Here is a 16,414-nt window from a genome sequence, read left to right on the forward strand (position 1 = left end):
GCTAACGTTTCCGCCACGTTTCAGGACCATCATCCGGACGCCTGCGCGCGGCCCCGCTGAAATTCCCCACCTTTGACGTCAAAGGAAGCGCGGACGACGGCGATTGGCCGGGACACGCCGTCGTCCTTCCCCAAAGCCGGGGAGATTCAGCGGCCCCTACTTTGCTCCGTCAAGCCGGGCCAGGATTTCCTCGGTGGACTGGATGGGCTGCCGGTAGGTGGTGGACAGGATCCGGAGCATGTCGGCGGCGTCCTGGTCGGCTTCCGAGGCCATGGCGTCCTTGGCGTATGTGACCCGGATGTTGTGCGCGAACGCGTCGGCAGCCGTCTGGGCGATGCAGTTGTGGGTGGAGACGCCGGCCAGCACCACCTCGTCGGCGCCCCAGTTCCGCAGGCGGGAGAGCAGGTTGGTGCCCACGAATGCGCTGTCCCGGGTTTTGTTCAGCTGCGGCAGGTCCCCCTTGGCCAGACCGGGCACGGACTGCGCCTGCGCGCTGCCGCGGAAGATGAAGCCCTGGTCGTCGTCGAGCATGCTCAGGGTCCAGGTGGACTTGTCACGCTCGTGCTCGGTGCCCACCAGCAGCGCCGCGTGCCCTGCCTTTGCGAAGCCTTCGAGCAGCCTGTTGCATTCGCTGACCACGCGGTCCTGCTGTTCAGCCAGTTCCGGTGTTTCGAAGAATGCGTTCTGCATGTCGATGACCAGAAGGGCAATCATGTGCGCACCTTTCCTTCGCCGCTCCGTTGGGGGAAACGTACCCTCGGGCCGGGCAGGCGAAACGGGGCGCTGTCACCTGCTCGATGGTCAGGGGGCCGACTCCCGGATCCGCAGTTCAAACCCTGATTCCACGTGCACTCCGGCCTCGGCGGTTTCGCGGCCTGAGAGCCGGTCCAGCAGGAGTGCCACGGACCGTTCCGCGATTTCGTCCATGCCAGGTGAGACGGTGGTCAGCGACGGCGAGGCGAACCGGGCTTCGTCGATGTCGTCGAAGCCGGCCACGGCCACGTCCCGCGGTACGCTGACCCCCCTGATCAGCAGCTCATGCAGGGCACCCAGCGCCAGGACGTCGTTCAGGCCAAAGACGGCATCGAATTCCACACCGGAGTCCAGCAGCCCGGCGACGGCGGCCGCACCGGCGTCGCGCCGCCACTCGCCGGGAGCGATCAGCGCCGGGTCAAAGGGCGCACCTGCCTGGTCGAGCGCCTGGCGGTAGCCGTGGAGCCGCAGCCCGGCCGTGCCGGCGGACTCCTCCGGGTGGGCGCCGATCACGGCGATGCGGCGGCGGCCTCCGGCCAGCAGGTGGGCGGTCAGTGCCTGGGCCGCTTCCCCGTTCTTCATGGTCACCAGGTCGAACCGCGGGTCCACGATGTGCTCGCCGAGCATCACCAGCGGTTTGCTGCCAGCACGCCCGGCGATGGCGTCGGCACCGATGGACAGCGGGGTGAACAACAGCCCGTCGGTCAGCTGCCGGAACGGGCCCTGGAGGGCATTGAGTTCGGCCCCTGGGTCGGCGTCGGATTGTTCGACGAGGACCCGGTAGCCGTGCCTGGCGGCGGCGTTCATCAGCTTGGACGCCAGCTCGGCGTAGTAGGGCGCGGAGAGGTCGGAGAGGACCAGGCCCAGCATAGAGGTCTTCCCGGACCGCAGGCTCCGGGCTGTCAGGTTGGCTTCGTAGCCCAGCTCGGCGATGGCGTCCTGGACCCGCTGCTTGGTGGCGGGCCGGATGAATTCGTAGTTGTTCAGGACGTTGGAAACGGTCTTGAGCGAGACACCGGCCGCCTTTGCAACGTCGTTCATGGTGACCGCCATAGGGTGGCTCCTTTTCGTGGGATGGCCGGATGCTGGGATACATCGTTGCAGACGATGGCTCCGGGACGGCAACCGGGGGGTCTCCCGAGGAGCGGAACGGCTCTCCGGTCCGGGCCCAGCAACGCCTGTCCGGCTCCAAAGGGCGTACGACGGCGGGAGGTCAGGCGTTTGCCTTGGCCGCCTTTGCCGCGGCCTTGGCAGCCTGCTTGCTGGCCCTGACTTTCACCAGGGATTCAGGGTCCACGATGTCTGCGACGGACAGGTAGGACCCGTCGTCGCCGTAGTGGCCTGCGGCCTCGCGCCAGCCGGGCGCCTGGAGGCCGCACTGCTTGCCCAGCAGGGCCAGGAAGATCCTGGCTTTCTGGTCGCCGAAGCCGGGCAGGGCCTTGAGGCGCTTCAGCACCTCTGCGCCGTCGGGGTTGCCCTGGGTCCAGATGGCCGTGGTGTCGCCGCCCCATTCGTTCTGCACGGTCTCGGCAAGCGCCTGGACCCTTGCTGCCATGGAGCCGGGGAAACGGTGGACGGCGGGCCGTTCCTTGAACATCTCCACGAAGGCCTGGGGATCGTGTTTGGCGATGGCTTCGGGCTTCAGGGATCCGATGCGGGTCCGGATTTTCTCGGGCCCTGCGAAGGCTGACTCCATGGTTACCTGCTGGTCCAGCAGCATGCCTGTCAGCAGCGCAAAGGCGTCCTCACTCAACAACTTGTCCGCGGCGGGATCACCGGTGATGTGCAGCTCCATGCCGTCCATCCTCCCACCTGCGCGCCGCCGCCGTCATGAGGACGCCTTCGGGGCGGCTAGTTGTCCACGGCCAGCCGGATCATGGACCAGGAAACGGCCGGAAGCCCGGCGGTGAGGCGGCCGCCGTCGACCTTGACGGAGCCGTTGTCGGACGGCAGGACGGACGTGGAATCGTCCGCGCCCGCCTGCCAGTAGGGGTCCTTGTTGGCGTAGGTGAGGGCCTCCACCACACGGACGGCCCCCAGCCCGGCAATGGCCGCGTCCAGGGCAAGTGCATTCTCGGCGGAACGGTTGACGGCGAAGATCACGGCCTCGCCCTTGTCAGGGTCGAAGGTGGCAACGGCGGACAGGGCGGCGACGTCCGCCGTCGTGCCGCCGCTGACCAGCGGGGATTCGACGGCGAGCTGCAGCACCGTGCCGGAAGCGTGTTTCGAGGTCAGGGCAAACGGGTGGAAAGTGGTCTGCTTCCAGGCGCGGCCGCCCGGTTCGGTCATGATCGGGGCGATCACGTTGACCAGTTGCGCAAGGGACGCTGAGTGCACCCGGTCAGTGTGCTTCAACAAGGTGATCAACAGGTCGCCCACCACGACGGCGTCGGCCACGGTGTAGGTGTCTTCCAGGAGGACGGGGGCAACGGGCCAGTCCTTGCCGGAGGGTGCCTTGGACTCACCGCGGCTCATGTGCCAGACGTTCCACTCATCGAAGGAGATATTCACCTGCTTGGTGGACTTCTTCACGGACTTCACATGGTCGATGTGGCTGACGATGTCCCGGATAAAGGCGTCCATCCGGTGGCCGGCGCAAAGGTGCTCCTGGAGGTCGCCGAAGTCTTCGAAGTACTGGTGGGCGGAGATAAGGTCCACCAGGTCATACGTTTCGGTCAGGACAACCCGCTCCCATTCGCCGAACGTGTCCATGGTGGGTCCGGAGCTGCCGCAGGCCACCAGTTCCAGGTCCGGTTCGACCATCCGCATGGCGCGGGCGGTGTCCGCGGCGAGCCGCCCGTATTCGAGGGCATTCTTGTGCCCAATCTGCCACGGGCCGTCCATTTCGTTGCCCAGGCACCACATGGTGATGCCGTAGCCGTTGGGGGCGCCGTTGCCGCGGCGCTGGTCCGAGAGGCTGGTCCCGCCGTCGATGTTGCAGTACTCCAGGAGGTCCAGCGCCTCCTGGGTTCCGCGGGTGCCCAGGTTGACGGCCATCATGGGCTCAACGCCGGCTTTGGCGGACCAGGCCGCGAATTCGTCCACCCCCACTTGGTTGGGGTCCGTGGAGTGCCAGGCGAGGTCGAGCCGGACGGGCCGCTGGTCCTTCGGGCCCACCCCATCTTCCCAGCGGTAGCCGGAGACAAAGTTGCCTCCGGGGTAGCGCACCGTGGATACGCCGAGTTCGCGGGTGAGTTCCAGGACGTCGGTGCGGAAGCCGTCTTCATCGGCGGCCGGGTGCCCGGGTTCGTAGATGCCGGTGTACACGCACCGGCCCAGGTGCTCCACGAAAGCGCCGAAGGTCCGGCGGCGGACGGGGCCGACCGTGAAGGCCGGATCGATGGTTACTTTGGCTGCTGCGGGCTCTTGTTTGGCCGCGGGTCCGGCGTGGGAGTGGGATTCAGGGGTTGCCACAGAAAGGTCCTCGTTCTCTTTCAAATTTACAACGTTATAGAAAGACATTCTTGATGCTCGGACGGAACGAGTCAAGGGAGGCCGCGTACGCCGTCGCACCACCGCTGCCGCTATGGGGCCAGCACCTGTTTTGAGCCCGCGCGCGGCCCACCTGCGGCTACGGGAAAGCGCAGGTAGGGCTCCGGCGAATCCAAGTAATACCTAATCTGAAAGACGAGTACCTCTTACTCATTCACCCCCGGCGGCCCGCCCACTAGGTTTTTTCACAGGGACATGACGGGGTTTGTCCCGGAGGAATTCAGCTCACCAGGGGGTAGTGAGAGTGGCAGTTCATGCACGGCAGGTGAGCCAAAACTTCCCGGTCCAGCGGACACGGGTAATTAGCGGGGCCGGCGACGAGGAGGCCTTTGAGACCAAGGCCTCTCCCCCAGCCGTCGCCGGCCCTCTCATGTCTCCGCGCCTTCGCGGTGCCCGGTCCCAGGGACCGCCCGGCGCCGCCCGACAGGCCAGCCCGCACCCGGCGGGGGCATCCGCTTTACCGGCACCGGCCCACCCAGTGCCGGCTGCTGGCGCTGCCGGGCAGTCCATGCTGCTGGACCTGGTCACCGGGGCGGAATCCCTGACCGAGTCCCTTGACCGGCTGGCGGCCGCAGCGGCCCAGTCGGTGCGGGGAACCGCCGGCCGCGGCATTGCCTGCGCCGCGGTCCTGCACCAGGCGCGGCGGACGCCTTCGATCACCGGCACCTCTCCGGAGGCCGTGCACATGATGGCGTGGGAGCAGCAGGCCGCTGAAGGCCCGGCCAGCGAGGTGCTGGCCGGCGGCCATCCGGTGGCAGTGCTGCAACGTCATGGCGACTTCCGCTGGCCGCGCTACTGCAGCGAACTCCAGCATGCCGGGTTCGGCAGCGTCCTGGGCGTGCGGCTTCGGCTTGAGGGCCCCGAGGCAGGCCACCCCGGTGGCGGCGGGCCGGACGGGCATCTGCCGGACCGGCGCACGGAGACCCAGGCGGCACTGGCGTTCTTCGCCCAGGACGCGAAGGCCTTCCCGTTGCAGGCCATCGCAGAGGCCCGGGCTTTCGCCGGCCTCGCGGCCCGGAGCCTCCAGATGGCCATCGACCTGCACACAGCCCGTTCCATGGCCTCGGACCTTCGCTCGGCACTGGACAGCCGGACGTCCATCAACGTGGCATGCGGGGTGATCATGGCCCAGAACCGGTGCTCGTACCACGAGGCGTTCTCCATCCTGGCCAAGGCGTCCAGCCACCGTAATGTCAAGGTGCGCAGGATCGCCGAGGACATCCTGGAGCGGCTCCCGGAAGGCGCGCCCCCGTCGCACTTCGGCCACTGACCGGATCGGGCCACGGCCGGTCCGGACCAGCTTTCAGTCCAGGAATTCAGTCCTGCGGCGCGGCTTTGCGGCTGAAGACCATGTGGACCACCCCGGACGGGGACGGGGTGGCCTCAATGTCGAAGCGTTCCTCGAGCCCCTCCAACCCGTCCCAGAGCCGCTCGCCGCGCCCCAGGATGATTGGCACCACCACGACGTGCAGGTGGTCGATGAGGTCTGCTTCCAGGAACTGCCTGACGGTGGCGGCACCGCCGCCGATCCGCACGTCGCCGCCATCGGCCAGGGCGCGGGCCTGCTCAAGCGCGGCGGCCGGATCCGCGTCCACAAAGTGGAAGGTGGTGCCGCCCTCCATCTCCAGGACGGGCCGGGGATGGTGCGTCAGCACCACCACCGGGGTGTGGAAGACGGGGTTGTCACCCCACCACCCCTTCCATTCCTCGTCCTGCCAGGGTCCGCGCTGTGGGCCGAATTTGTTCCGGCCCATGATCTCGACGCCGACTCCGTTGCCCCACTGGCTGGCGAATGCCTCGTCCACCCCGCGGCTGCCGGCCGTGGTGCCGTGCAGGCCCATTTCCCGGAAAGTGCGGGTCTCGAACGCCCATTCCATCAGCCGCGATCCCGCATGGCCGAACGGGGTTTCAAGCGTCTGCCCCTCGCCGGCGCCAAAGCCGTCAAGGGAAATCGAGAAGTTGTGCACACGGACGAGGGACATGTCATCTCCTGAAGGCTGCGGGTCCAGATCACCCCGGTTGACCCACTCTAGGGTTGCGGGGCCGGCCAACTCCAGAGGTTTCGGCGCAGTGAATTCCGCGCATGGGCACGGGACAGGGAAACCACGCCCGCGAAAACCCGTTCAAAGGAGGCAGACCGGGGTACGGTCCACTGGTACTGCCAACCGCACGCAGAGGGGAAGCCGCGTGAACACCGCCGGAACACCACCGCACCGGCCTCGCCTTGCCGCGCTGGCCTGGCTGCCCGGCCCCCTTGCCACCGGCCTGGGGCTCGCGGCGCACGTCCTGGGCGGCGGCGCCTCCCCCGCTCCCCTGATCGTGGTGGCTTTGGCGGCGCTGCTGGGCATGGCGGCCGCCATCGGCAGGCCGTGGCGGCTGCCCGGGTGGGGCCTGCTGCTGTTATCCGGGGTTGTCCAGCAAGTGCTCCACCTGGCCTTCGCAGCTTTCTCAGTGTCCACCGGAATCGACCTGCCCACCCACGGCCATGGCAGCGCCCCGGCCGCCGATACAGCAGGCGGCGGAGCGCAGGCAACCGCACCGCACGACCTCCACCTCCTGCTGTACCTGCACATGGGGGCGGCGCTGGTGACGGCGTGGGCCACCGGCCGGCTCGCCAGGGCCGCGGCGAAGCCTGCAGCCCTGGCAGTGGCCGGTCCGGAGCAGGCCTAGCTTGGGGCGCTCAGGAGGTCAGGGTCCCACGCACAATGCTGACGCTGGAATGGGCCGGGTTGCCGTCCACGGGTTCATCGGAAACGTCCACAATCGGGTAGTCCGCCAACTGCAGGCCGGCAGGGACCTGGAACGTCCCGGAGTCTGAGTTCATCACACCCAGGCTGACCAGTCGGGACAGGTCGGGGGCGATCAGCCAGACCTCCTGGTAGCCGCGCGCCTCGTCCTTGTCCAGGGTGACCTGCAGGCTTCGGGAACCGTCAGCGGACTCCACCACCTTGGCGGACCCTGTGGCAGAGTACTGCGCCAGCGGCGTGAGCTGCGCCTGCGCCAGCTGGGTGGGCTGGGCCGGACGGGTTCCCGCCCAGATTCCCCCGGCCGCCACCAGCACCACGGCCGCGGCAGCAGCCACCCAGGTTCCCGTCCGCTGCCACCAGGCCTTCTTCCGCGGGACAAATGAGGCAACGTTCGACGGCGGCGGGCCGGCGGGTTCCCCGGCATTCCTTTCGGTTGCGGCAGGTTGTCCGCCGGCGGCCGCCGTCGGGGCGGCAGCAGTCAGGGGGTCCTCCCGCACGGATTCGCCGAGGCCCAGTTCCCCGTGGATTCCCGCCCACACCTGCGGCCCGGGAATGGAGAGCCGGCTGGTGTCCGGCGTGGTCCTGACAGCGTCAACGGTGCGGCGGAGTGCGGCGTAATCAGCGGCGCACTCAGCGCAGCCCTCAAGGTGCTCCCGGCCTTCCGGGTCTTCCCAGCCCTCGTACAGCGCAAGGAGGCTCAACTGTTCCGGATCAAGATGCGGCATGGTCTACCTCCAATCTGCTTCTCAAATGCGTCAGGCTGCGGCGGATGTGGCTCTTGACCGTACCAAGGGGCAGGTCAAGTTTCCTCGAGATCTGCTCGTGCGTCAGATCCTCGTAGAACGCCAGTTTCATGATGGATCCCTGGGGCTCGCCCAGCCGCTCCAGTTCGCCATCCAGGAGCAGCCGGTCCGCCAGGACTTCAGCGGCTTCCGTTCCGGCACCGGTGTCCGCGGCGGCCAGCCCGGCGCCGGCGGCTGCGTACGCCTTGCGGGCTTCCCGGGCCGAGGACGAATGGGCGTCGGCGATGGCGTTGCGGGTGATGCCCACGATCCATGCGGGAAGGCGCGCCACCTGCGGGTTGAAGGTGTTCCGCGAGCGCCAGACCCGGATGAAGACTTCCTGGGTGACGTCGTCGGCGGCGGCCCGGTCCGCCAGGGAGCGCAGCGCCAGGGTGTGCACCAGCGGCGCGAATTCACGGTAGGCCGCCGCGAGGGCCGACTCGTCACCCGCCAGGAAGGACGCGGTGAGTGCGTCGTCCCACCCCCGGGAGGGCTGCGCGGGAAGTGCCATCAGGGACTCCTTCCCGGCGTCGGCGACGAGAAACACGGCTGCCGCCGCCTATCCGGGGACGGCGGTGACTATCACATTGTCGCTGTAGTCCATCCGCTCGTCCAGCCACCTGCCGCCGCAGGTGACAACCTTGAGTTCGTGGGGCCCTGTGCGGCGGAACAGGGCGCCGCCGTCGAACTTGTCCTTGGCCATCAGCTCAACCCGGGTCACCCGGTAGGTGAGGGGCGGGGCACCGTCGCGGCCCACCCTGATAACTGTTCCCGCAACCAGTGACTTCAATGCCGAGAACGGCGCCCGGTCCGAAGTGGTGTCGATGTGGCCGGCGATCACGGCAGCGCCCTGGGACGCCCCCGGGGCAGGACCGAACCGGTACCAGGCCGCCTGGTCGAAGGCATCCGGAATCTCCATGGCTCCCCCGTCCGACACGCCTCCGGGTTGCACCGGCATGTCGATGGCGGTCCCCTCGACGGTCAGCGAAGTGGGCGCCGGATCGGCTTGCGGGGCCTGGAGTGTTGCCGGATGGATGGGGACCACGGCGGAGGCCGGCGGGGTGGCGGGCGGTGCCGTGGTGCCGGCCGCCGCAGGCGTCCCGGGCGCGGCGGCGGACGGCACAGCCACGGACGGAAGAGGGCCGGTGGACGCCGGGCCGGCGGGCGCTGTTCCGGCGCCGGACGGCGCGCAGGCGGTCAGCAGGAGGGCCGCCGCGAGCAACCCGGCCCCCTGAAAACGTGAAGGACGACGGCGGGACCCGCCTGCCGTCGTCGTGCGCCCTGTCATGAGCCGCGCCTCCCTGCCGTTCGATGGTTGGCGCCGGAAAGGCGCCGGAGATGATGGCCGCCCGGTGCGCGGGGACAACGACACCGGGCGGCCTGCCTTGTGCGGCGGTTGCCGCGGAGTTACTGCTGCCGGTTGCGGGCTGCGGCGGTGCGGGCCACGCCGAGGCCTCCCAGCAGGAGGACCAGGGCGGCGGCGCCGAAGCCCAGTGCCAGCGTGGCCGGAGCGGGGGCTGCGTCAGCCGATCCGTCCCGCGCACCGGGGACCGAGCCCGGCGCGGAATGCATTCCGTCGATGGTCTGCACTGCGAGCTGCAGGTTCTTGTCCGTCAGGCTGCCCCACGCGTAGACGATCGTGTGCGTGCCCTCTTTCACCGTGACATCGGCGGGCCCGATCACCGGAGCGGTGGTGCCGGTGGCGGCAACAGCAGCGGAGATGGTTCCGGGGTCCAGGGTCAGGGTCTGCTCATTGGGGTTGGACAGATTGGTGATCACCGGGCTGCCGCCGGCCAGGACGTCCACGGCGGGCGCTGCGGCGGTGTGCCGGACGGTGAGCTTGCCCTTGCCGGCCGGGATCTGGGACATGTCATTGGTGAACAGGTTGGCCGTGGGTTTGCCGGCGGCGTCGAGGTTGGCGACTGCCGTGTAGTTGCCGTTGGCTGCCAGGTTCACCGAGACCGGACCGATGACCGCGGCCGAGGCGTCAGGAGCATCCGCGGCGGTGATGGCGATCTGGTACGCCCCTGCGGGCAGTGCCAGCGGGCCCGCGAGGCTGCCCGGGGTGAAGTCGTCCAGGGTGCGGTTGCCGTTGACCCAAACGTCCACCGTCAGGTTGGGGACGCCGTGCAGCACGGAAAGCTGGGCGTCTCCTTCGGCAGCGTTGGCGGGACCGGCCAGTGCGATGGAAGCTGCGATTGCTGCCGCACCAACACCTGCCGTGAAGATCCTTCTGCGCATGTCCTTCTCCTTGCTCGGCCCGCCGGGCGGGCTGATTTTTGCTGACACCCCTACTACTGGCGCAGGCAGGAAGTTGGATGCAGATTCATGAAAATTTATGGGGTGGGCGTGCCCTCCGGCGCTTGGCCGGGCGGTGCGGTGCTGGCGCGGGCCACCAGGCCCGGCGCCACCACGGTGGAACTGACCGGCGCCCCGGCCTCGATTTCCTTCAGCATGGTGTCCATGCACCGCCGGCCCAGTTCCTCGAAGTCCTGCCTGACGGTGGTGAGGGGAGGGCTGAAGTACCCCGATTCCGGCTGGTCGTCGAATCCCACTACGGAGACGTCGTCGGGCACGCGGACGCCGGCCTCGGCGAAGGCACGCAGCAGGCCCAGCGCCATCTGGTCATTGCCCACGAAGAGTGCGGTTGCGGTGCGTTCGGCGGCGAGGCGGCGGCCGACGGCGTACCCGCTGCCGGCGCTCCAGTCTCCTTCCATGAAGAGGTCGTCCGGCAGCCCGGCGGTGGCCAGGGCTTCACGCCAGCCCTCGGCGCGTTCGGCGCCGTCAATCCAGTCCGGCGGTCCGGCCACATGGCCGATCCGCCGATGGCCCTGCGCAATGAGGTGCTCGACGGCGAGCCGGGCACCGGCGCGCTGGTCCACCATGGCACCGCTGAAACTGGAGCTCCCGGGCGACCCCACCGCCACCACGGGCACCGGGATGTCCATGCCGGCCAGGGCCTGCAGCGTCCCGGCGTGCGGCACCAGCACGGCAATCCCGTCCACGGCCTGGTCCAGGAAGTGGCTGACGGCGGCGGAGATGGCTTCCCCGCCGACTTCACGGAGGGCTGCGATGCTGACAAAGTAGCCGGCATTCCGGGCGGCCTGTTCCACGCCCAGGAGGGTGTTCGCGGGTCCGTACTGGGACAGTTCGCTGGCCAGGACGCCGATGGTCTGCGAGCGCCTGGTCACCAGGCTGCGGGCGGCCGTGTTGCGCCGGTAGCCCAGCTGCGCAACGGCGGCCTCCACCTTCTCCCGGGTGGCCTTGCTGACGTTGGGGTGGCTGTTGATGACGCGGGAGACGGTCTGGTGTGAGACACCGGCCACCTCCGCCACGTCCTCCAGCCTCGGCATCCTGCCTTTGGTGGTTTTTGCCATACGCCCATTGTCCCCGGCGGAGCGCCATGGCCCGGCCATGGTGGAATGGGAGCATGACCCTGGACCCCGCCGGCACGGCACGAGAAACCGCCCGCGCAGGACTCCGGGGCGCCCTGGACATCACCGACGGACCGGCCGGCATCGCCATCAGGCGCCTGCCGGGATGGGCGCAGGACCAGTTCGGCGGCGACCCCGCCCTGGCCGCCGCCAACGCCACCGCGTCCGGAGTACGGCTGGAGTACCGGACGGACGCATCCTGGCTGGAACTGCACCTGACCTTCACCCGGGAATCGGCCGCCTGGCGCTGGCGTCCGCTGCAGCCTGCAGCGGTGGGGATGACGACGTCGGACGGGCTCACCGGGAGCCTGCTCTTCCACGAGGGCGACGTGCTGGAAACCTTCCCGGACGGCAGCAGCACGCTCACCCCGGGCACCCCGTCGGTGGCCCGCTTCGACTTCCCCGGACCACGGCGGGAACGCACCGTCACGTTGTGGCTTCCCCACCGCGGCACGGTACTGATCCACGGCGTCCGCTCCGATGCCGCCCTTCACCCCGCTCCGGCCACGGCGCCCCGGTGGATCCACTACGGCAGTTCCATCAGCCAGTCCTCACACGCGGAGACGCCCCTGGGGGTATGGCCGGTCATCGCCGCCGGGGCCTTGGGCCTGGACCTGTACAACCTGGGGCTTGCCGGCTCCGCGCACATGGACCAGTTCGCTGCCCGGACCATCCGGGACCAGCCGGCGGAGCTGATCACCCTGAAGGTGGGCATTAACATCATCAACAGTGCCAGCCTGCGCCGGCGCACCTTCGCCCCGGCCCTGCATGGCTTCCTGGACACGGTGCGGGACGGCCATCCCACCACCCCGGTGGTCCTGGTGTCCCCCATTTACTGCCCGGAGCATGAGGAGGCCCCCGGCCCCTCGCGGCTGGTGGACGGAAAATTCCTGGCGACTGACCTTCCCCGCAGGCAGGGGGATGGCCTGCTAACGCTGCGGGACGCCCGGGCCATCATCGCTGACGCCGCCGCCCGGCGCGGCGCATTGGACCGCAACCTGCACTACGTCGACGGACTGCGGCTGTTCGGCGCCGGCGACGCACACCTGCTTCCGGACCGGCTCCATCCTGACACCGAAGGCTACCGCCTGATCGGCGAACGGTTCACGGCCCTCGCAGCCGGCAGCCCTTGGCTTCCGGACGCCGAGGGCATCCTGTCCTAAGCCAGTCCGCAGACCCCTGCCGTCAAGGCCCTGATCCGCGAACAAGCCCGGGTTGGGAGGCGGAAAAACGCAGCGGGCCGGAAACCACTGGCTTCCGGCCCGCTGCAAGGGTGGGCCCTGTGGGGCTCGAACCCACGACCCACGGATTAAAAGTCCGATGCTCTACCAACTGAGCTAAAGGCCCCAGCCGGTTCGTTGACGCTGCGGTAATCGCCGCTGCCTCCGGACCGGCCCATCCATTTCTGGACGTTAATACTGTAACGCATGGTTCCGGCGCCTCCGCACCCAGGCCGGGTGCCGCCGTCGGCCGTTCCGCACAGGTCCTGCCCGCAGTGCCCGGCGGCCGATGCGCCCCTGCCGCATGCTCGATTCGGGCACGGCACAGGAGTAGCGTGGGGGCATGAGCGAGCAAGCAGGACCTAAGCCATACGGCGGCGCGAACCGGCACCACAAGCCCAAACCGTTCGCGCCCATCGACTTTGAGCCCTTCGCCGGCGGAGCCGATCCCGCCAGGGTCTCCGAAGCAGCGCACCTGGCAGCCCAGGCACTGGTCCGCCACGGCCGCGACAGCGACGACCCCATGATCACCGAACGCCTGGTCAAGCTCGCCGACGAACAGGGCCTGGAAGCCATCGCGGAAATGTGGGCTGAAAGCCCGGCCCGCTCGCTGCCCGGCGCGCTGTGGCGGCTGTACGCCCTCCGCGCCGCCACCGTCCAGGACCCGGAACGCATCTCCGTGTACTTCCGCGCGGGCCGGGACACCGCACAGGTCTCCAACGTGGTGGCCGGGGCGGCGGAACCGCCCGGTGCCGACGAAATGCGCACCATGGCGGACGCCATCCTTTCCGGCGCGTTCGACGGCGAGTTCGACGTCGCGCTGGAACGTTCCGCCGCGTTCTGCCGCGTCGTGGCGCTCGGCCAGGCAACCCTCGCCGACGGTGCCGAGCACGCCAACGAGGCCCACGCCAGCCGGCTGACCCGCAACTCTCACCAACTGGTCAAAACCGCCGAGGATTTGGAACACGCGGCCAACGCGTGGCGCCTGGGCGAGCTCGACTGACCCTGCTGCCCAAAGGCCGGCCCGCTGTCAAGATTGACTTGGGCAGAGCATCGTAGAAGACTGAAACCGGTGCCGAACCGCGAAACCCCCGGGCTTCAACACTCAGCCGCCTAGAGCGGCCTACCGCCGAGAGGCGTATCCGGTTCGGCACCATTTTTCTGCCCTCAGGCCATCGCGCCGTTTCAGGGGCGCACCGGCTGACCGGTAGAGTTAGCTCCAGTTGCGCGCCGGGGTCAAGTCACACGGCGGCAGTCCCCCCTTGAACTTTCCCCGGAGACCGGTAATTACGTGAAGCAGCTGCGTCTATTTCCCCAGGAGCCCGCCGGGCTGAAACTCCTTTCCCAGATGGCGCAGCAGATCGTCCTGGCCAGCGGCACGCTCGCCGAAATCCTGGGGGTGTCCGCCGCGGACCACGCCAGGCTCGTGGAGGACATGCACAACCACGACGCCAAGTCTTCCGAGCTGCACTTTGCCCTCCTGACCCACATGCGCACCAGCTTTGTGAACCCGCTCCCCCGCGAGGACATGTACAGCCTGTCCCGGTACCTCAATGAGGCCATGGAGAAGATGGACGCCGCCGCCGAGCTGGTGGCGCTCTACAAACTGGACAGGCTGCCCAAGCGCGCTGCCGACCAGCTGGAAATCATCAGCCGGCAGGCAGAGCTCACCGTGGATGCGATGCGCCGGCTTAACAACCTGGACGACCTTGAGGACTACTGGATTGAGGTCCTCCGCCTCACCAAACGGGCGGAGCGTACCCACCGCGTGTGGGTTGCGGACATGATGGCGGACATGAAGTGGGCCCAGTACTCCCGCAACCGGGACGTCGCCAACCAGCTGGTGGAAGTCACCAAGGACATGCGGCGGATCGCCACCCAGGTAGGCAGCATCATCGTCAAGGAATCCTGAGGTGACAGCCGCCATCTTTGGCGTGGTGGTGCTCCTGACCGCCGTGTTTGCCTTCCTCAACGGCTTCCGGGACGTCTCCCTGTCCACCGCCCTGCCCGTCCGCAACCGGGCGCTCACACCGAGTGTGGCCGTACTCCTGGCAGCCTTCTTCAACTTCGTGGGCGCCCTGCTCAGCGCCACCCTGGCCGTCGCGGTCAGCGAGACCTGGATCAGCCTGCCCCCGGGCACCGACGGACTGCACATCCTGGTGGCCGGCCTGCTGAGCGCGTGCGCCTGGGGGCTGCTGATGTGGTGGCGCGGCATCCCCGTCCCGTCCACCCACATGCTGGTGGGTGGCCTGGCCGGCGCTGGCCTGGCCAGCCTGGCCGTTGGCGGGTCCGGCGTCGGCGGGGTGGACCAGTCTTTGCTGCTCCAGGTGGTCCTGCCGCTGCTGCTGTCACCGCTCGTGGCCTACAGCGGGGCGTTCCTGCTGGTGTACCCGGCCACCTGGGCCGCCCGCCACACGCAGCCGAGCGTGGTGAACCAGCGGTTCCGCCGCAGCCAGTCCATCGCCGCCGGGGCCGTCGCCTTCGGCCACGGCCTGCAGGACGGCCAGCGGGTCAGTGCCGTGCTGCTGCTGGCGCTGCTGGCCGCCGGCTATTCCGACGGCGGGAGCATCCCTTTGTGGGTGGCGCTCCTGTCCGCGGTCATGATCACCGCCGGAACACTGTTCGGCGGCTGGCGCATCTCGCGCACCATCGGGTACCGGATCACCCGGATCGACCCCCTGCGCGGCTCGGTGGCGCAGATGTACAGCGCCCTGATGCTTTTCGTCGGGGCACTGGCCCTGCACTGGCCCCTGTCAACCACCCACACCGTAACCTCGGCCGTACTCGGCGCGGGGGAAAACCAGCACTTTTCCGTGACCAACCGCCGGCTGGTCATCCGGATCGTGGGGCTGTGGGTGCTCACACCGGTTGTCACGGCGGCCCTGGCATTCGTCCTGGCCCTGGCCCTCTCCCCCTTGGGATAGGGGCCCCCTTCCCTTGTCCGGCCGGTCAGCGTTGACGTAGATTCGGAAGACGTCCCCCAGTGCTGGGTAGCCGGGGACCGGTCCGGCGCTGAGTGCAGGTGCCGGCCGCGCCGCTGCAGCATACCGGCGGCAAGGATGCACGTCCCGGAAAAGAGCAGGCAAGCATGTCTTCCTCCCATCCCCGGCGTCCCCTGCCCCAGCCACGCCAGCTCCGCTGCGAGGAGTGCGGCACGGAGCACCAGCTGACCATCCATGCCATCAGCGCCCTGGGCGCCGGCGGAGACCTGGTGAGCGTTTCCTATACCTGCCGGGACTGTGACAGGTTCCAGGAGCACACGGCCTACGCCTCCGACGTCGTCGCCGCGCTGCACCAGGTGCGGTTCATGGCCCAGGTGATCATGTTCGGCGACGACTATGTCCACTGCGGCTACCCCATGGAGGAAGCCGAATTCGAGATCGAGCGGCTCTGCTACCGGAGCAGCCGGTCAGGCAGCGGGCTCAGCGCCGTATGCCTGCCAACCCGGGTGCTGCGCTGCCGCTGCGGCTTCCAGCTTGAGGTGCCGGAATAGCGGTGCCCGGACGGCGCCGCCTGGTCAGAAGACCGGACCGCCAGGGTGGTTGTCTTCCAGCGCCGCGGCCAGTTCCTCCGGCGCCAGGTTGGCCGCGCGGCACAGGACATCCTGGGCCACGCCCGCGGCGGCAGCCTGCCGTACCGCCTGGACCAGCTGGCCGTGGGCGGAGTCGAGTTCCCACTGGACGCTCTCCACGTAGGAACTGGTGCGCCACACGGCCGAGAGCAGGTCATCGCCGGAGCCGTCCGGTTCCGCGTACAGGGCCGGGGCGGGCGGATCCAGCGGCACCTGCGTCCCTGCGCCGGCGAGGCTGGAATACCCTTGGAGAAGCGGGTCCGCCAGCGGCAGCATGTCACGGCTTCCGTGTCCGGAAAGGTCAAGCTGGGGGACTCGGGGACCGCTGGCAATGTCCGTCACTGCGTAGCTCCTATGCTGGCTTATTACTAGTCCGGTAAGTATCTAGTTCAGCGTACTAAATAGATCCGGATCC

The 16,414-nt window shown here is 68.7% G+C and carries 18 protein-coding genes, 1 tRNA gene and 1 pseudogene; 7 read left to right on the top strand and 13 right to left on the bottom strand.

Annotated elements, in window-relative coordinates:
* Positions 1-156: 156 nt before the first annotated feature.
* The 4 genes from AS031_RS11070 to arfA form a co-directional block, all read right to left on the bottom strand.
* Positions 157-714, bottom strand: coding sequence for a cysteine hydrolase family protein (locus tag AS031_RS11070; RefSeq protein WP_058268212.1), 558 nt, complete (start codon positions 712-714; stop codon positions 157-159).
* Positions 715-801: 87 nt separating this feature from the next.
* Positions 802-1,806, bottom strand: coding sequence for a LacI family DNA-binding transcriptional regulator (locus AS031_RS11075; protein WP_058268213.1), 1,005 nt, complete (start codon positions 1,804-1,806; stop codon positions 802-804).
* Between the two features lie 160 nt (positions 1,807-1,966).
* On the bottom strand, positions 1,967-2,557 hold the full coding sequence (locus AS031_RS11080; protein WP_058268214.1) for an HhH-GPD-type base excision DNA repair protein: 591 nt from the start codon (positions 2,555-2,557) through the stop codon (positions 1,967-1,969).
* Positions 2,558-2,604: 47 nt separating this feature from the next.
* Positions 2,605-4,167: an arabinosylfuranosidase ArfA gene (gene arfA / locus AS031_RS11085; protein ID WP_058268474.1), complete on the bottom strand. Its 1,563-nt coding sequence runs from the start codon at positions 4,165-4,167 to the stop codon at positions 2,605-2,607.
* A gap of 556 nt (positions 4,168-4,723) precedes the next feature.
* On the opposite strand from arfA, the gene AS031_RS11090 reads away from it, so the two are divergent.
* Positions 4,724-5,515: an ANTAR domain-containing protein gene (locus tag AS031_RS11090; protein ID WP_228379618.1), complete on the top strand. Its 792-nt coding sequence runs from the start codon at positions 4,724-4,726 to the stop codon at positions 5,513-5,515.
* A gap of 46 nt (positions 5,516-5,561) precedes the next feature.
* Here AS031_RS11090 and AS031_RS11095 read toward each other — a convergent pair whose 3' ends face one another.
* A complete protein-coding gene (locus tag AS031_RS11095; protein WP_058268215.1) occupies positions 5,562-6,227 on the bottom strand; it encodes a dihydrofolate reductase family protein in 666 nt (221 codons plus the stop codon).
* A gap of 205 nt (positions 6,228-6,432) precedes the next feature.
* Here AS031_RS11095 and AS031_RS11100 point away from each other — a divergent pair, with 205 nt between their 5' ends.
* Positions 6,433-6,915, top strand: a complete 483-nt coding sequence (locus tag AS031_RS11100) for a hypothetical protein (protein WP_058268216.1) — start codon at positions 6,433-6,435, stop codon at positions 6,913-6,915.
* A gap of 10 nt (positions 6,916-6,925) precedes the next feature.
* Here the strand turns inward: AS031_RS11100 and AS031_RS11105 are convergent, their stop codons facing one another.
* The 6 genes and pseudogenes from AS031_RS11105 to AS031_RS11125 all read right to left on the bottom strand — a co-directional run bounded on the left by AS031_RS11105 (position 6,926) and on the right by AS031_RS11125 (position 11,151).
* On the bottom strand, positions 6,926-7,717 hold the full coding sequence (locus tag AS031_RS11105) for an anti-sigma factor (RefSeq protein ID WP_058268217.1): 792 nt from the start codon (positions 7,715-7,717) through the stop codon (positions 6,926-6,928).
* Positions 7,704-8,174, bottom strand: coding sequence for an RNA polymerase sigma factor (locus tag AS031_RS11110; RefSeq protein WP_371325985.1), 471 nt, complete (start codon positions 8,172-8,174; stop codon positions 7,704-7,706). The genes AS031_RS11105 and AS031_RS11110 overlap by 14 nt, the downstream gene beginning before the upstream one ends.
* Positions 8,175-8,195: 21 nt before the next feature.
* Positions 8,196-8,318, bottom strand: a pseudogene (locus AS031_RS20310) (RNA polymerase subunit sigma-24); the annotation flags it as partial.
* Positions 8,319-8,333: 15 nt separating this feature from the next.
* A complete protein-coding gene (locus AS031_RS11115) occupies positions 8,334-9,062 on the bottom strand; it encodes a class F sortase (RefSeq protein ID WP_058268219.1) in 729 nt (242 codons plus the stop codon).
* A gap of 119 nt (positions 9,063-9,181) precedes the next feature.
* Entirely contained in the window at positions 9,182-10,015 is an 834-nt protein-coding gene (locus AS031_RS11120) for a DUF4397 domain-containing protein (protein WP_058268220.1), read from the bottom strand.
* 95 nt (positions 10,016-10,110) lie between these two features.
* On the bottom strand, positions 10,111-11,151 hold the full coding sequence (locus AS031_RS11125) for a LacI family DNA-binding transcriptional regulator (protein ID WP_058268221.1): 1,041 nt from the start codon (positions 11,149-11,151) through the stop codon (positions 10,111-10,113).
* 53 nt (positions 11,152-11,204) lie between these two features.
* On the opposite strand from AS031_RS11125, the gene AS031_RS11130 reads away from it, so the two are divergent.
* Complete coding sequence (locus AS031_RS11130) at positions 11,205-12,371, top strand: GDSL-type esterase/lipase family protein (protein ID WP_058268222.1); 1,167 nt, start codon at positions 11,205-11,207, stop codon at positions 12,369-12,371.
* Between the two features lie 111 nt (positions 12,372-12,482).
* Here the strand turns inward: AS031_RS11130 and AS031_RS11135 are convergent.
* A tRNA-Lys gene (locus tag AS031_RS11135) sits at positions 12,483-12,555 on the bottom strand.
* Positions 12,556-12,771: 216 nt separating this feature from the next.
* On the opposite strand from AS031_RS11135, the gene AS031_RS11140 reads away from it, so the two are divergent.
* From AS031_RS11140 to AS031_RS11155, 4 genes are all read left to right on the top strand, one after another.
* Positions 12,772-13,431 (top strand): hypothetical protein, encoded by a 660-nt coding sequence (locus AS031_RS11140; protein ID WP_058268223.1) that lies wholly within the window; start codon positions 12,772-12,774, stop codon positions 13,429-13,431.
* 345 nt (positions 13,432-13,776) lie between these two features.
* Positions 13,777-14,340, top strand: coding sequence for a DUF47 domain-containing protein (locus AS031_RS11145; RefSeq protein WP_058268224.1), 564 nt, complete (start codon positions 13,777-13,779; stop codon positions 14,338-14,340).
* A gap of 1 nt (position 14,341) precedes the next feature.
* The gene (locus tag AS031_RS11150) at positions 14,342-15,352 is read left to right on the top strand and encodes an inorganic phosphate transporter (protein ID WP_058268225.1); all 1,011 of its coding nucleotides are present in this window, start codon (positions 14,342-14,344) and stop codon (positions 15,350-15,352) included.
* Positions 15,353-15,516: 164 nt separating this feature from the next.
* The gene (locus AS031_RS11155) at positions 15,517-15,921 is read left to right on the top strand and encodes a hypothetical protein (protein ID WP_058268476.1); all 405 of its coding nucleotides are present in this window, start codon (positions 15,517-15,519) and stop codon (positions 15,919-15,921) included.
* 24 nt (positions 15,922-15,945) lie between these two features.
* Here AS031_RS11155 and AS031_RS11160 read toward each other — a convergent pair whose 3' ends face one another.
* Positions 15,946-16,341, bottom strand: coding sequence for a hypothetical protein (locus tag AS031_RS11160; protein WP_074446957.1), 396 nt, complete (start codon positions 16,339-16,341; stop codon positions 15,946-15,948).
* Positions 16,342-16,414 lie beyond the last annotated feature (73 nt).

Source organism: Pseudarthrobacter enclensis (assembly GCF_001457025.1).
GTDB lineage: Bacteria > Actinomycetota > Actinomycetes > Actinomycetales > Micrococcaceae > Arthrobacter > Arthrobacter enclensis.

Coding starts and splice junctions, on each gene's coding strand:
- AS031_RS11070 (WP_058268212.1), bottom strand. CDS start 714: ATGATTGCCCTTCTGGTCATCGACATGCAGAACGCATTCTTCGAAACA.
- AS031_RS11075 (WP_058268213.1), bottom strand. CDS start 1,806: ATGGCGGTCACCATGAACGACGTTGCAAAGGCGGCCGGTGTCTCGCTC.
- AS031_RS11080 (WP_058268214.1), bottom strand. CDS start 2,557: ATGGACGGCATGGAGCTGCACATCACCGGTGATCCCGCCGCGGACAAG.
- AS031_RS11095 (WP_058268215.1), bottom strand. CDS start 6,227: ATGTCCCTCGTCCGTGTGCACAACTTCTCGATTTCCCTTGACGGCTTT.
- AS031_RS11105 (WP_058268217.1), bottom strand. CDS start 7,717: ATGCCGCATCTTGATCCGGAACAGTTGAGCCTCCTTGCGCTGTACGAG.
- AS031_RS11115 (WP_058268219.1), bottom strand. CDS start 9,062: ATGACAGGGCGCACGACGACGGCAGGCGGGTCCCGCCGTCGTCCTTCA.
- AS031_RS11120 (WP_058268220.1), bottom strand. CDS start 10,015: ATGCGCAGAAGGATCTTCACGGCAGGTGTTGGTGCGGCAGCAATCGCA.
- AS031_RS11125 (WP_058268221.1), bottom strand. CDS start 11,151: ATGGCAAAAACCACCAAAGGCAGGATGCCGAGGCTGGAGGACGTGGCG.
- AS031_RS11130 (WP_058268222.1), top strand. CDS start 11,205: ATGACCCTGGACCCCGCCGGCACGGCACGAGAAACCGCCCGCGCAGGA.
- AS031_RS11140 (WP_058268223.1), top strand. CDS start 12,772: ATGAGCGAGCAAGCAGGACCTAAGCCATACGGCGGCGCGAACCGGCAC.
- AS031_RS11145 (WP_058268224.1), top strand. CDS start 13,777: ATGGCGCAGCAGATCGTCCTGGCCAGCGGCACGCTCGCCGAAATCCTG.
- AS031_RS11155 (WP_058268476.1), top strand. CDS start 15,517: ATGTCTTCCTCCCATCCCCGGCGTCCCCTGCCCCAGCCACGCCAGCTC.